This window comes from Enterococcus sp. DIV0187 (genome assembly GCF_051713785.1).
Classification (GTDB): Bacteria; Bacillota; Bacilli; order Lactobacillales; family Enterococcaceae; genus Enterococcus_A; species Enterococcus_A avium.
The window spans coordinates 640,469-653,151 of sequence record NZ_JBIOQO010000002.1; the positions used below are offsets into that span (position 1 = coordinate 640,469).

General features: G+C 40.5%; 19 protein-coding genes. 10 read left to right on the forward strand and 9 right to left on the reverse strand.

Annotated elements, in window-relative coordinates:
• Nucleotides 1-33: 33 nt before the first annotated feature.
• The 3 genes from IGI52_RS23030 to IGI52_RS23040 all read right to left on the reverse strand — a co-directional run bounded on the left by IGI52_RS23030 (nucleotide 34) and on the right by IGI52_RS23040 (nucleotide 1,455).
• The gene (locus IGI52_RS23030) at nucleotides 34-429 is read right to left on the reverse strand and encodes a VOC family protein (RefSeq protein WP_438782490.1); all 396 of its coding nucleotides are present in this window, start codon (nucleotides 427-429) and stop codon (nucleotides 34-36) included.
• Nucleotides 430-506: 77 nt separating this feature from the next.
• Entirely contained in the window at nucleotides 507-1,115 is a 609-nt protein-coding gene (locus IGI52_RS23035) for a hypothetical protein (protein WP_438782491.1), read from the reverse strand.
• 76 nt (nucleotides 1,116-1,191) lie between these two features.
• The gene (locus IGI52_RS23040; RefSeq protein WP_438782492.1) at nucleotides 1,192-1,455 is read right to left on the reverse strand and encodes a cytoplasmic protein; all 264 of its coding nucleotides are present in this window, start codon (nucleotides 1,453-1,455) and stop codon (nucleotides 1,192-1,194) included.
• Between the two features lie 166 nt (nucleotides 1,456-1,621).
• On the opposite strand from IGI52_RS23040, the gene IGI52_RS23045 reads away from it, so the two are divergent.
• Both IGI52_RS23045 and IGI52_RS23050 read left to right on the forward strand, forming a co-directional pair.
• A complete protein-coding gene (locus tag IGI52_RS23045; protein WP_438782493.1) occupies nucleotides 1,622-1,864 on the forward strand; it encodes an addiction module antitoxin in 243 nt (80 codons plus the stop codon).
• Complete coding sequence (locus tag IGI52_RS23050; protein ID WP_438782494.1) at nucleotides 1,861-2,271, forward strand: type II toxin-antitoxin system death-on-curing family toxin; 411 nt, start codon at nucleotides 1,861-1,863, stop codon at nucleotides 2,269-2,271. Before IGI52_RS23045 ends, IGI52_RS23050 begins: the two co-directional genes overlap by 4 nt.
• 93 nt (nucleotides 2,272-2,364) lie before the next feature.
• Here the strand turns inward: IGI52_RS23050 and IGI52_RS23055 are convergent, their stop codons facing one another.
• Complete coding sequence (locus tag IGI52_RS23055) at nucleotides 2,365-3,204, reverse strand: Cof-type HAD-IIB family hydrolase (protein ID WP_438782495.1); 840 nt, start codon at nucleotides 3,202-3,204, stop codon at nucleotides 2,365-2,367.
• Between the two features lie 560 nt (nucleotides 3,205-3,764).
• Between IGI52_RS23055 and IGI52_RS23060 the strand changes: the two genes are divergently transcribed.
• The 7 genes from IGI52_RS23060 (at nucleotide 3,765) to IGI52_RS23090 (ending at nucleotide 8,008) form a co-directional block, all read left to right on the forward strand.
• The gene (locus tag IGI52_RS23060) at nucleotides 3,765-3,968 is read left to right on the forward strand and encodes a hypothetical protein (RefSeq protein ID WP_139896899.1); all 204 of its coding nucleotides are present in this window, start codon (nucleotides 3,765-3,767) and stop codon (nucleotides 3,966-3,968) included.
• A gap of 17 nt (nucleotides 3,969-3,985) precedes the next feature.
• Nucleotides 3,986-4,198, forward strand: coding sequence for a DUF2922 family protein (locus IGI52_RS23065; RefSeq protein ID WP_016178933.1), 213 nt, complete (start codon nucleotides 3,986-3,988; stop codon nucleotides 4,196-4,198).
• A 71-nt stretch (nucleotides 4,199-4,269) separates the two neighbouring features.
• The gene (locus tag IGI52_RS23070; RefSeq protein ID WP_102866280.1) at nucleotides 4,270-4,659 is read left to right on the forward strand and encodes a hypothetical protein; all 390 of its coding nucleotides are present in this window, start codon (nucleotides 4,270-4,272) and stop codon (nucleotides 4,657-4,659) included.
• A 37-nt stretch (nucleotides 4,660-4,696) separates the two neighbouring features.
• Nucleotides 4,697-5,212 (forward strand): hypothetical protein, encoded by a 516-nt coding sequence (locus IGI52_RS23075; protein ID WP_438782496.1) that lies wholly within the window; start codon nucleotides 4,697-4,699, stop codon nucleotides 5,210-5,212.
• Nucleotides 5,213-5,318: 106 nt separating this feature from the next.
• Nucleotides 5,319-6,116 (forward strand): peptidoglycan amidohydrolase family protein, encoded by a 798-nt coding sequence (locus IGI52_RS23080; RefSeq protein ID WP_438782497.1) that lies wholly within the window; start codon nucleotides 5,319-5,321, stop codon nucleotides 6,114-6,116.
• Nucleotides 6,117-6,423: 307 nt separating this feature from the next.
• Complete coding sequence (locus tag IGI52_RS23085) at nucleotides 6,424-7,089, forward strand: hypothetical protein (RefSeq protein WP_438782498.1); 666 nt, start codon at nucleotides 6,424-6,426, stop codon at nucleotides 7,087-7,089.
• 511 nt (nucleotides 7,090-7,600) lie between these two features.
• Nucleotides 7,601-8,008, forward strand: a complete 408-nt coding sequence (locus tag IGI52_RS23090) for a hypothetical protein (protein WP_438782499.1) — start codon at nucleotides 7,601-7,603, stop codon at nucleotides 8,006-8,008.
• A gap of 51 nt (nucleotides 8,009-8,059) precedes the next feature.
• On the opposite strand, the gene IGI52_RS23095 is transcribed toward IGI52_RS23090, so the two are convergent.
• The 3 genes from IGI52_RS23095 to IGI52_RS23105 all read right to left on the reverse strand — a co-directional run bounded on the left by IGI52_RS23095 (nucleotide 8,060) and on the right by IGI52_RS23105 (nucleotide 9,482).
• Entirely contained in the window at nucleotides 8,060-8,227 is a 168-nt protein-coding gene (locus IGI52_RS23095; protein WP_181235975.1) for a hypothetical protein, read from the reverse strand.
• Nucleotides 8,228-8,276: 49 nt separating this feature from the next.
• Nucleotides 8,277-8,720, reverse strand: a complete 444-nt coding sequence (locus IGI52_RS23100; RefSeq protein WP_438782500.1) for a GNAT family N-acetyltransferase — start codon at nucleotides 8,718-8,720, stop codon at nucleotides 8,277-8,279.
• A 75-nt stretch (nucleotides 8,721-8,795) separates the two neighbouring features.
• Nucleotides 8,796-9,482, reverse strand: a complete 687-nt coding sequence (locus IGI52_RS23105; RefSeq protein ID WP_311855465.1) for a MarR family winged helix-turn-helix transcriptional regulator — start codon at nucleotides 9,480-9,482, stop codon at nucleotides 8,796-8,798.
• Nucleotides 9,483-9,863: 381 nt separating this feature from the next.
• Here IGI52_RS23105 and IGI52_RS23110 point away from each other — a divergent pair, with 381 nt between their 5' ends.
• Nucleotides 9,864-10,736: a cation diffusion facilitator family transporter gene (locus tag IGI52_RS23110; RefSeq protein ID WP_438782501.1), complete on the forward strand. Its 873-nt coding sequence runs from the start codon at nucleotides 9,864-9,866 to the stop codon at nucleotides 10,734-10,736.
• Nucleotides 10,737-10,895: 159 nt separating this feature from the next.
• On the opposite strand, the gene IGI52_RS23115 is transcribed toward IGI52_RS23110, so the two are convergent.
• A complete protein-coding gene (locus IGI52_RS23115; RefSeq protein WP_438782502.1) occupies nucleotides 10,896-12,233 on the reverse strand; it encodes an MATE family efflux transporter in 1,338 nt (445 codons plus the stop codon).
• 13 nt (nucleotides 12,234-12,246) lie between these two features.
• Nucleotides 12,247-12,528 (reverse strand): metal-sensing transcriptional repressor, encoded by a 282-nt coding sequence (locus IGI52_RS23120; RefSeq protein ID WP_049219731.1) that lies wholly within the window; start codon nucleotides 12,526-12,528, stop codon nucleotides 12,247-12,249.
• Nucleotides 12,529-12,683: the final 155 nt, after the last annotated feature.

Genomic DNA, 12,683 nt, shown 5'->3' on the forward strand with positions numbered 1-12,683 from the left:
ACGTGAGTGGGAAGCTTCTTCTATAAAACATACTTAAACAACAATAATATTCCACACGATGCCATACTTATCCATAACGGATGCATGGAACGGACTATAAAAGGTTTCGGTTGGCGGAAGAAAGACCTCACCGCTCTCTTTCAGTTCATCAAACATCTCGGTCGCTTCCTTCAGCTCATGGGGATTGATCGTCAAGTGCAGATTATTGCCGGAAACAACTGGCTTAGCTACTTCATCCGTAAAAGTAAACGGCGTGCCAAAAAGCTCCAGCTCACCATGAAGGACGTAATTACTGACATCCTCCTCCACACCATCTGGGACGTAATCATTGTATCTAAGAATATTCTTCTTTTCCCCAGAAAAAACCCTTTCATAAAACTGCATCGCCTCTTCACATTGCTTGTCGAATAGGATATAGGGTGTCACCATGGCAAATACCTCCTCTATACTTCATTTTTATTATTATATCATGTAGGAACTTGCGGATGTTTTTCTAAAAATAAGCTCTATCCACCAATCCAAACCGTATCGTCTTCAACATAATAAAATGTATCATCTGAATTTTCTTCGATAGTGTAGGCAGAGTCTATGATTTGAGTGATTTCCTTTAAAGTCATCAGCTCAGCCTTTAAGTCCTCGAGCATTTCTTGTTTTGACCAAGGTACAAGGAAAATCCCTTGATTCCAGATCAACTGGTCAACTGGCTCGACTTTCATTTCTGATGGTAAAGTCGCGACCTCCTTCACTTCCGAAAACAGGTTATCGTAATTATGTAACGAATCACGATAACTGGCGACTACCTGTGATCGCATAAAATCTTTATTGAAAATCCAGATTTTCAAATAGTAAGGTTCACCAATTTCCTGTAAAGCAGTTTCCCAAGAATGATAAACATCGAGCAATGCCTGAATTAATAGGCGCTTGTACCAATTTGGTAGAGTGAACTCTTTGAGAGAAAAAAACGGGTGAATCCAAAGTTTTGAATAGTTCATGTTTCTTTCTTCTAACCACTCTAAATCAAGGTCTTTGTTGTTCGTTACCCAATACTCAACATCCCTTAGCCGACGCTTCCAGCCACGGATCTTTTGCTTTTTAAAATCAAATTTTACTGTCATTATTCCTCCTATTTTCACGCTCTACTGACAAATCAATACTGTTTGTTGCTTTGATCATTCAATTTGCAATAGGTAGCTAATCCATCGTCCAAAACCAAACAGCTTGCATTTCTTCTAAAAATTCTACCGATAACGAGTAGTCTTCACTTCGCGGAATGACCGAATCAATGCCACAATTAGGACACAATGCGGTCAAATCGGGATCACCATCAATCCATTCGTTGATACGTTCATATTGAAAAAGCAAGCAGCAATAGAAACAACCACATAAACCAGATTTTTTTAACAGTTTTTTATTGTAAATTGAGTACTTGTGAGCAGCTTGATAGCGTTCTTCCATCTTTCCTCCTAAATTTAACGGTTAGTTTAATGCTATCTTACTATGGATGAACAGGCGTTGTGAATCCCATTATCTAGCTCTCTCTTAAAGACTATCAATTAAATTGGTGTATTTTTTCCGTCATGATATACTGGATATACGAGATATACGAAAGGTGGTACTTATGATGGCGATTCAAGAAAGAAAACTTCGAAAAATAGGAAATTCAGTTGTCGTTACTCTCTCAAAAGAATTTTTGGAGAGTATCGGAGCAAGTGAATCAGATATTGTTTACGTTGATGAAGAGAAGCTTAAGGAGGCTTTTGCAAAAAAAGAAGTAAAGAACGAGCATCAAAAAAAATTGGAAATGATGATTGCGAAGTCCGTTCAGAAGCACGATGAACTCTATAAAGAACTGGTAGATAGATGACGATTAACTATTTAAGGGCAGAAGATATTTCAAAAATCAACGCATTTCAAATTGTTAATTATTCACCGGATGAGCAGTTGGGAATCAAAGACATAAATGCTTTAGAGATGGCCGTAAATAAACCTGCTCAACACGTATTCGGTCGTGAACTTTATGTAACTATCGAGGAAAAAGCAGCCATCCTAATGATCAATCTGATTAAAAAACATCCTTTTCATAATGCAAATAAACGTACAGCGATGATGGCAGTGGATATTTTTCTGCAGCTTAACGGCTATTCCATTCAGTTTGATTTACAAGACGGAATCGATCTCGTTGTGTCAATCGCTACCGATGAATCAAGTGATTTTGAAGTCTTAAAAGATTATGCTTCACAAAAAATTGGTGCTCGAATGACCCAATCTTAAAATAGGCTATTTAATTTCAACAACCTTCACCAAAAAAGACCGATCCTCTGCCTAGAGAATCGGTCTTTTGATATTATTTATTGTAAGCGGCAATCAAACAAGTCCCATTTTCTCCAACATATAAGCAATCCCATCCTCATCTGAGCTATACGTGATTTCATCAGCCACTGCTTTTAGACGCTCACTGGCATTTGACATGGCGATACCGGTTGCGACTGCTTCAAACATTGGAATATCATTCTCACCATCGCCAAAAGCTAAGCAATCTTCTTTCTCCTGTCTGATATGCGCCAGCAATTTTTCGATTGCGGTCTTTTTATTGATATTTTTTATTCCGATCTCACCGCTGTCTGCTCCAAAGGCAGGAACAGTGCTTCGCAGCATGTGGAAATCACCATTGTATTTTTTGTGGATGGTTTCATAAGGTATTGCATGGTTTACAAAGGAAAGCTTGTTAACATCTTCATAGTCGATGCGCGATGGATCTTCAATCAAAAGATCTAAAAACCATTTGATCTCGTTTATTTTTGCTTGCCCTTCTACTGAATTTTCCGCTAATCCATTCAACGTCAGCTTGACTAAACAACTACGCAAATTCGCACTCGCGAACAAGCCCTGATTGGAATCAAGATAGTATTCCACACCGTGCTCTTCTAAGAAGCCGATAAGTTTTTTTAATTCCGCTGAATCAAACACCTGATGAAGAATCACCTCACCTTCGACCTCGCAGTAGCCTCCACCTGCTCCGATAATTCCGCTGATAGGTAAATCCAGGACCTCCGCTGGTATTTCTGCTTTTGAACGCCCCGTACATAAAAAGAAGTGATGCCCATTTTGATGTGCCTGCTTAATTGCGTTCTCAGCACTAGCTGGCACGACGCCACTATCATTGCACAGTGTTCCATCGATATCTAAAAAAACGATCTTCCTCATTTCATATCTCCATTCTAAAAAACCTGTTTATAAGGCTCTAATTAAGCCTCATTTTTATAATCCCATACACCGCAACCTGTTCACTTATTCACAGGTTACCTGATAGTTACTCATTATAATTGGAAAAAATTTTTAATTCCAGCGTTTATCAAACTTTATTAGCCATCCTAAATCTATCGACGGAATAAATTCATCTTATCTGTTCAGCTGATTTTTGTTTGTAAATTATTAAGAAAATATTAAGCAGAACAAAAAAAGGAAATTTTTTTCGAAAGATTTTCCGTGCAGAAAAGCGAGCAATACAACATTCTTCTCCAATGCCTAAAACATAAAATGTGTCAAAGTGGGAAAAATTGCATTTGCCCCTGAAAATTGCACGTTTTTCGGAGTATTTTTTTAACGCAATCCCCTTCTTATGCGATTTCTTCTAGAAAAGGGAGCAAAAAACGTGCAATTTTGACCCCAAATGTAATTTTGCCGGTTTTGACCAAGTTTGTGTTTGGCCTTTATCGTTAAGTCACCGGCCGGAACACAAAATATCGAAATATGGAGGAAGTAAAATGATCCAAAAACTCGGCAATAAATTGCAGGTACAGATTGATTCAGGGGAAGACAAGACAAAAAAAGTCAGTTTTCCAAATGTCATCGATGAACCAACCGAAGAGGCGGTTCTGGAATTAGGCGCGATCCTGACAGAACTTTCACCAGCAGGCAGCGCTCTAGACGGTGTCATTTTAACTAGTCAATCACGATATACCAAATAATAAGGAGGAAAATATACATGTTTAAACTTGTCACAGTATTTAGAACAAGCTTAGGTAAACGTCAAACCTGGAGCCTCAATAATCCAGATCCAAATAAATCAGCGGTTGAGGTCAAAGACTTGTTGCAGCGTCTAACGAAGGTAAAGCTATTTCATAAAGATGGCGCTGATTTATTCGACACGGTTGAAAGCGCGAAATATGTCAAAATTACCGAGATCACTATTTTTTAGAGAGACTATTTGGAGAAGGTGCGATGCTCTCGCTCTTCTCCATTAAATAGAGAAAGCAGGAGGAGAAAAAAATGAATCAGCAGCTTTTGTCACATCAAAAACTATTTTCGTTAAAACCGGAAACATTAGAAAAACGCATCATAGAGCAGTATCAAGAAACACAGAATAGCAGCCTGACTATCAAATATATTTTAGCTTTACGCGTGAGATTCAAACTAGGTGCGCAGGAGTTTGCCCACATTCTAAAGGATCTCGTCCGCTATCTGTTTATGAATACCAAGGCCACTCGCACCATGAAGCGATTTTTCTATTACTTTGAGGATTATTTTATGGAATCCGAGTGGAAACAATTAAACTTGAGAGTATTTCCATTACGTAACTTTGGTCAAAAGACCGTGTCCATCGTCCGTTCACTAATCTCAATTGTCCGACCTGAAGAAACAGAAACAACCGAAACCTGATAAGAATAACCTACGCAGAAAAAATGAGAGAAAGGAAATGAAAAAAATGACCCGAGATTTAGTCGCAACATTTGGGAAAAGCAACGGCGGCACCCATGACTGGACCTACAAAGGCCTAGACCGAAATCTGTCAGCACCAGAAATCAAAGAAGCTTGCGAACTATTAACAACACTAGATATTTTTGAACAAGACGGCGTAAAACTATTTGATTCTGTTGTCACAGCAAAAGTCCGCATTTATGAAGAGGAATTGCTTTTTGATCCGGAACACGATCCTGAAATGACGCAAGCTAATGAACCAGTCAGCTTTTTTAACGCAACAAACAAACAGGAACCAGCCACCTTTCCAACGGTGGTTCTTACAGATAAAGTCTCTTTAGAAGAACAGCATGAAAATCAATCAATGGAGCATCACTTAGCCTCCGTTCAATCGGCGGAGTACCCTGCACCATATCCAACCGAAACAACGAAAGATCCTATTGAAAAAGAAGGTCTGTTCGAGCGGATGTTCAGGCGAAGGAATCGAAATAAGGAAGACCCTAACGATAACTAAATATCGGCACTCTCTACTCAATCATGCGTAGGAAAATTACAGCTAAAAACGTTAAAAATGTCAAGCTGTCTACGAATAAAAATATTAGAATAAAAGAGGTGATCCAATGCCAAATACGGAAGCAGCCTTACAGTATGGCTTAGCTTTGCGCGGAAAAATCTGTTATTCCATGTCGAATCGGCTTGGAGTAGGTGCCATGGATTGCTCCAGCTTTGTTTTCCGTTCGCTGATCGCAGCTGGCCTTTTACCTAAACATACCGCCATCGGCAATACAGAAACGCTCTTTGGATTGAACGGGACTTTACTGAAGGAAATCACCCGGCAAGAAGTCCGACGAGGGGATTTATGGGTCGCAGGTCACGAAGGTGCCTCGCTAGGATCAGCTGGACATTGCGGCTGGTTCTTAGGAGCTATCAATGGAGATGCCCTGCATTGTACCTACTCCAAAGGCTGTCAAAACATCGCTGTTACTAAAGCAATCGGCTGGATGGGCGATTATTCAGGCCTACCTGTTCGCTATTTCCGCGTAAAGCAGGCGAGTATTGTTGGTCCAAGTGAAAATAGTAGCCAACAACGAATCCTAGCGATTGATGGCTCTTGGGGTCCCGCCACCACTCGACGTTTACAGGAAGTGCTGAATTGCGCTATCAAAGATGGAAATATCAGCGGTCAAATCAAAAACCCTGCAAATCAGTTTATTCCATCCGTTCAGTATGGTTCAGGCGGCTCGAACATGATTCGCGCGCTCCAAGCTTATTTACGTGTGCCCGTAGACGGAAACTTTGGTCCTGTCACCTGTCTAGCATTGCAAAAAAGAATGGGCACAAAACGAGATGGCCTGATCAGTCCCATATCCGATTGTGTGAAGGTGCTGCAAGATAGATTGAATAAAGGACGGGTGTAGATGATCTAAACTGGGAAGAAAGATTCTCCCCTGCGATTTTTGATTGCAGGGGTTATTTGCTTACCTTTTACTGATGAGATTGTTTCTCTCGTAAATAACATACGTAAAATGCTCATTATTCATTGCTATTATGCAGATTAATGACTATGTATTTTCTGATCTATTTACTATAAAATAATAGTTATCCAAATTTGTGATGGTTTTCATTTATTATCGTTCAAAGAATGAATCGCTCTTTTATCCTATATAGGTCATTCATAAAAAAACATCGCATTTTAGGAAAAAATTATTCAAAAGGACGGAGAACATGTTAAAAAAATTAAGTTCTATCGCTACTATTGCCGTTATTTGCGTACTATTTCTGGCAGGCTGCAATAACAAAAAAGACAACAATAAGGAAGTTAAAGTCTCTGAATCATCAGTCACTAAAAAGAGCAGTATCAGTGCGTCCTCTTCCAAATCATCAGCAAGTTCGGTCAGCAATTCAAGTGAATCCTCACAAAGCTCTAGCAGCACAGAGGCCTCTTCTAGTAGTACCGACTCATCAGAAAGTGCAGCCGTTAATCAAGCAGCACCCTATGCAGTGGATGTCGCTCAATTCAGTAACCCTGCTACCTTTAATTTACGGGGAGTAAACGTTCCTCCTTCAATCACTTTGCAAAACAATGGCGGAACGACTGTAACCTTTGCTAGTCGTCAATCGAATTCTGGAGATCAATTTGCGGCCCAAGTTGATACGATTCCAACAAAGGAAATCCGTGTTTTCTCTCAGGACGGAAGCGGCATTCGCACAGTCAAAGTAAACACTCAAATCACCCTAACCCAGCATCTTTCAGGTACCGGCGGACAAGATCAAAACAATGTGATGTATCTGATCAATAATAAAAATGGCGGATTATCCCTTATTACCCCTAACTATGCCGGCAATGTAGAGCCTGATCAGATGGATGTCATGCTAGAGGCAGTGCAGTAGATTTTAGAAGGTAAGAAGTCTTCAGCATTTAGACTGTAGATAATAGATACACCCCCCCATTCGCATATGCAGAAGCAAACCAATTGACGTTTTCACGCTCTAACAACTATTCTTTACAAAAAGAAAGTGGGCCGAAAATGAAGTACGTGATCTTTGGTTTAGAAATCATCGCCATAAGTCTCTGGCTGTTATTTGGACAAAACTCCTTGCTCTCGGCCATTTTTGGGATAATTGTGATCATTCTTATTTCCCAGCTACTGCACAAAGCGTTTCATGCCCGATAATCAAAGACAGCGAATTCTTTTTCCTTGAAAAAGTCTTCGCTGTTTTGATTTTGAAATTTTAAAAAGTGATGACTTCCAATCTCGAACGATACAAATGGCCGCTCACTGGTTGTTTTCAAACCCTTTTTCACAGATAATAATAATAGGAAATGTCTGTTATCCGTTCATCTTATTTAAACAAGATGAATGGAATGGTTGATCAGCGTACTTGTGAAAGGAGTGGTCCTATGTTTCATGTCATATTGATCCTATTTCCCCTCATTCTTTGTGGTATTATTCTTCCGATTCTTTTATTTGGGTTATCTTCGATTCTAATCAGTATTTTTGGCGGAACGGCCTCGGCGCTTCTGATCAAAAATAAAAAGGCCCGGTCATTGCTATTTATCAGCTTCACAATTCTGTCTCTTTTGGGGGTCTTATGTTTATTTCCTTTTGTCGCGATTTATACACCTTTACCCTTTAGCTACTATCCGTTCTTTTGTAATGTGTTGATTGCTTTGATGGGGATCTTTTCCATTCTAGGAATTACCAGCTCCCGTTCAATCCAGAACAACCTGGTTAAACGGGTGGTCATCGTGCTTTTTAGCATCGTAGTTGGCGTTGTTGGCATCGTTTTTTTGCTACAAATTCTCTAACGTAAAAAAGTTTTGAGAAGGACACATGTGTGTTCTCTCAAAACTTTTTTATTAATTCAAATCGTACAACTCGTGATACTTTTGATAATTCACCATTCCAAGTGTCGTGGTGAAGAGGCGTGATTTAGCTTCTAATTCGACACGAATTTTTTCAAATTCCTTGCCTGTATGTTTCTTTGGTTCGTTTTCTTTTCTTCTCGGATCAAATAACTCCTTCATAACAGATTTCCTCCTTTTTCATAACACTGAGAGGCAGACAATTGTTCGACTAATTTTCAGAAAAGACGGGAACTTCTACTGTTGGCAATGTCTTTGTCATCCATAAAAATTCAATTTCATGCTTTTTAAATGAAAACAACATTCGCTGGTAATCACGTTTCATATAAAACAATTGGGCTGTTTTACGTCCTGTTAGAATGATGCGCAAATGCCCGTGTTCTTGAGAAAATTCTTCTAAGCTGTTCATCAGTTGATCACCAATGTGCTGGCCCTGATATTCTGGTGCTACTGCCACTTGACGGACACGTGCAATCCCAAAAGGATATAATTGAATCGCCGCAGTTCCAACAACCTCATCGTTTTCGATTGCGACAAAAACGTGTAAATTCTTTTCATTGTCCCAGTCAATTTTTCCACCTAAGACTTGTTTACGCAATTTTACTGCGCTAGTGTGTTCCTTGCTAAATAATTCAGCCATTTCGATTTTCATCATCAATGACCTCCTTTTTCATATTAAAGAATTAATTTTTCCGAGGAAAAATTAGTTTGATCTTCAATCCGTATATGTTTACCAATTTTCCCAATCTTTATCTTTGGGCTGATCATGCGGAGCTTCTTTCGGACCTCTAGGATGCTCTGGACCGAATGGACCTGAGCCAAAGCCGGCTCTGCCGAATTGATTACGCATTTGTTCTCTCCACGCCCGCTTCATTTGACGGCGTTCAGCTTGTGACATTCGACCAAACTCTTTCATATGAGGCTCGAATTGGAGCTTCATCGCTTTTAATGCTTCAATCGCTTCAAATGGATCATTTGGAAATTCAGGTCGACCACCGAAATCTTCGCTCCAGCCATCAATCACCTTACTCAGTAATTGATCCAAAGTATGTAGTTCCTCATCCGTCAAGCCGGCGAAGAATTCTTCCGAGCGTTCTTGTGGTTTGTTTAGATTGGCCTTCTCGCGGCCGATCTCCGTGATATAGATCCGTTTAATCCGCTTATCCTGTTCATCTTCGCGACGTTTTATTTCTCCCCGGCTTTCCAACTTGTTCAAAATTTCGGTGACCGAACTTGGACGCATATCCAAAATTTCTGCTAGCACCCCAGAGGTTACACCATCCTCTTCTGCTAAAATATCTAAAACCAATTGCTGAGTGGGTGCACTCTTCTGACAATTACCTACAACCATCAACTGACGACTGGCACTTCCTACATAGGATAGACGTTTCAATAATTCTTTTGTATACTCGCTCATCGTCACTTATCCTCCCTTTGCTTCGGTACCTATATTTTAGGTACCTAACTTTTTATTTGAACTTAGTATACTTCGGCACCTAATCATTGTCAATGAATAAAACCGAAAAATTTTTATTTTTTTTGATGATTTTTCTATCAATAATGCTAAAAACCTCTTACCTCAAGGATTAGCCGTCAATTTTTTGGGCATAAATACTTCGAAATCATTCAAAAGTAGTCCTGAGCAATAAAATTAGCTAAGCTTAGAAGAGTTTCTCATGGCGCCAATCGTAAAATAGTTTAGCTGCCCCAAAATGATTACAGTTTAAAAAATCACTTGTTTTCGCGACGAACTAAAGTGTATAGTGATAAAACATTTTATTTTTTTGGGGTGTAAATTATGGTAAATAACCGTTACGAACAATTGAAAAAAGCGGAGTTGGGCGCGCTGATTAGTATCGCTGCCTATATCCTAGTTTCCGCTATGAAACTAGTAGTGGGGAATCTAGCTAATTCTGAAGCCTTACGAGCCGACGGTCTGAATAATTTCACCGATATTCTCGCTTCCGTTGCTGTTCTGATCGGCTTACGGATCGCGCAAAAACCAGCGGATGCGGACCATCGCTATGGACACTGGAAAGCAGAGAATGTCGCTAGTTTAGTGACTTCCTTTATTATGCTGCTGGTAGGAATGCAGGTGCTTTACAGTTCGATTCTTTCCGTAATCAATAAAAAAACCGAAGCACCAGATAGCACTGCGGCAATAGTCGGAATTATTTCGGCTATTGTTATGTATGGTGTCTATTTCTTCAATAAACGACTTTCCGAAGAAGTCAAAAGTCCTGGATTAATGGCCGCCGCCAAGGATAATCGCAGCGATGCATGGACCAGTATCGGGACAGCCATCGCTGTGTTTGCGGCTTCCTTCAACTTAGGCTGGCTCGACAGTACGGCCGCGATTGTTGTGGCATTACTGATCTTGAAAACGGCTGTGGATATTTTCAAAGAAAGCGTCTTTTCACTTTCTGACGGCTTTGACCAAACACAACTGAATCAATACAATGAAGCGATTAGCCAGATCAAACAGGTGCAAGCAGTTAAAAGTATCAAGGGTCGCAGTTACGGCGCTAATGTCTATCTCGACGTCACCATTACCATGAAGCCTGATCTAACAGTCAAAGAAAGTCATGACATCACCGATCAAATTGAGAAATTGTTGCAAAATAAGTTTCAGATTTTCGAGACCGATATCCATGTTGAACCGAGTGATTAAACAAAAGACGCTTCGTTCCACCCTTACAAACCCCAGAGGAAACGAAGCGCTTTTATCAGGAAAAATTTAAACCAGCCGTATATTTTTAGCACTGCCGCAAACTAAGCTTGTCAATCTCAGTTTGCATGTAGTCTCCGTTAAAAAGAACCTTCCAAGTCACTACTCAGAAGGTTCCTTGATGGCTATTACTTCGCCACTAAGATTATGGTTAAATTTATAGACTAGGAATAAAGAACGCAGGTACAGGTCAATCGCGATCGACAGCCAAATACCAGCGATCCCAAGCCCTAAGTACTTAGAAAGTATGATCACACCCACAACCCGAATTCCCCACATGCCAAATGCTGTGCTGTATAAAGGCGACTTGGTATCTCCCATTCCCTGTAAAGCGCCCGTCGTAATCAAGCTGATCGCCAATCCCGGTTGTGCGAAGGCATCGATCCGCAAGGCAATCACAATCTGTCGCAACGCTTCTTGATCTGAAGTAAACAACGAGGCAAAAAATGGCGCACCGAAAAATAGAATAACCCCCAGCAGTGACATAAAGATCACACCATATTTAGCCGCCGAATAGCCATATTTTTTCCCCTGCAAGTAATCCCGTGCACCAACAGCGTTTCCAACCAAAGTCGTCGCTGCTGTCGCCAGACCATATGCGGGCATATACGTAAAGCTCTCAATATTTCCGGCAATCGAGTGGGCCGCAAAGGTCTTAGCACTAATGCTGACAATCAAACCAAAATAAAGCACCTGTCCCAGTCGCATCACTAACCGTTCCAAAGTTGCTGGAATCGATAAATTGATCAGCGGACGATAATTCCCCGCAGTAAACAAGGTTGACCAATCCAATGGACTTTTAGAAAGCTGTACCCTTCGATAAAGCAGCCAACACCCCAGCAGCCGGGATAAAACCGTACCAATCGCTGTCCCTAAAACACCCAGAGCGGGAATAGGTCCTATACCGAAAATCAAAATATAATCAATCACGATATTCCCAATATTAACCACGACACTGACCTGCATAGGTGATTTCGTGTCTCCGGTTGCCCGTAAAATACTGCCAAAAATCGTCATTAGACCCATGAATATCGCGCCACCGCCTACAACAGTGAAAAACCGCAGCGACTCCTGCAAAACAGCTGCCGATGCTCCCATCACACGCAATAACGAGCTACCAAAAAATATCGAGAGCATACCAAGCAGCACACTGATTGCAACGGTTAAAAGAACAGATTGATTGGTAACTATTTGCGCCTCGTCACTTTTCTTTGCCCCAACTTTTTGAGCAATCAAGGCTGAAGCCCCGACACCTAGCGCGATGAAAAGGGCCAAATAGACATTCAAGACCGTGTTAGCAATGCCGACTGCACTCACCGCCACTAAGCCGATCTTTGAAATCATCAGCGCATCAATGAATCCCACTGTTGTTTGCAAAATATTTTCGATCGTCGCTGGAATCGCCAATGCTAAAATTTTATTTTCTTTGAGTGAAGGCATCTGATCACCTCACTTACAGCATCTTGCTGTATTGATGAATCGCCCGCCTTAAACTTTCCAATTCCTGTTCGGTCTTCCCGCTTTCCACAGCATCCATAAAGGTATGATCTGCATGTGCTTCTAGTAATATTTGAGAAATCTTTTGTATCGCTGCTTTAGCAGAATTCAATTGAATGATCACTTCGTCAAAAGGCTTTTCATCAACAATCATTTTCTTGATCCCGCCAATTTGTCCTTCGATCCGATTGATTCGTTTTACAAGGTTATCCACCTGATGATCCGGTCTATGTGACATGTTTGTTCCTCCTTTTTTCCTTTGATTAAATTGTCGATATATTAAATATTTACTCTATGCCATATACCCCCATACCCCATATGATTATTGTAAAACTTTCAAGTAATAAAGTCAAAAGCCGCAGTTAACAAATGGATGGCATAAAAATACTGCTG